Annotated in this window: 1 pseudogene; it reads left to right on the top strand. The window is 30.2% G+C overall.

From position 1 onward, the window contains the following. Positions 1-57: 57 nt before the first annotated feature. Positions 58-562: pseudogene (locus tag FRY97_RS22045) on the top strand (hypothetical protein); the annotation flags it as partial.

The raw sequence follows: 562 nt of genomic DNA, 5'->3' as shown, positions 1-562 counted from the left end.
GTTGTGTACTTTGGAACCCAAAATACTAGAAATTCCTAAAATTACTTAAATTTAGACATGAGCGAGTATCAATACTATGAATTCTATGCAATCGATAAGGAATTAACAAGAAAGGAAAGAAAAGAAGTTGATAACTTATCAAGTAGGTTTAGTCCGACATCAAGAAGGGCAATATTCACTTATAGTTATAGTAGTTTTAGGCATGATGAAGAGTCCGTATTGTTGAAGTATTTTGATTTCTTATTATACTTATCGAACTGGGGGACCAAGAGAATAATGTATAAGATTCCTAAAGAATTGGTTGACTATGAGGAAATAAAACACTATCATTCTGTATACGAAAACTTTTATGCGGATAATGGAATCAGAATATTTCAAAAAGCAAAATTTATTGTAATAGACATAAACCTCTCAGAGGAAGAAAGCAATTACTGGGTAGAAGATGAAAGTTATTTGTCATCAGACCTAATTGGAATAAGACAAGATATAATAGAAGGAGATTATAGAGCGTTATTTATAATGTGGCTTCATATTAAAAACTTGGAATATCAATCAAATCAAA

The sequence above is a fragment of the Phaeodactylibacter luteus genome (genome assembly GCF_007993045.1).
In the GTDB taxonomy this organism is placed as follows: Bacteria; Bacteroidota; Bacteroidia; order Chitinophagales; family Saprospiraceae; genus Phaeodactylibacter; species Phaeodactylibacter luteus.
This window is presented reverse-complemented; position numbering and strand designations above follow the sequence as displayed.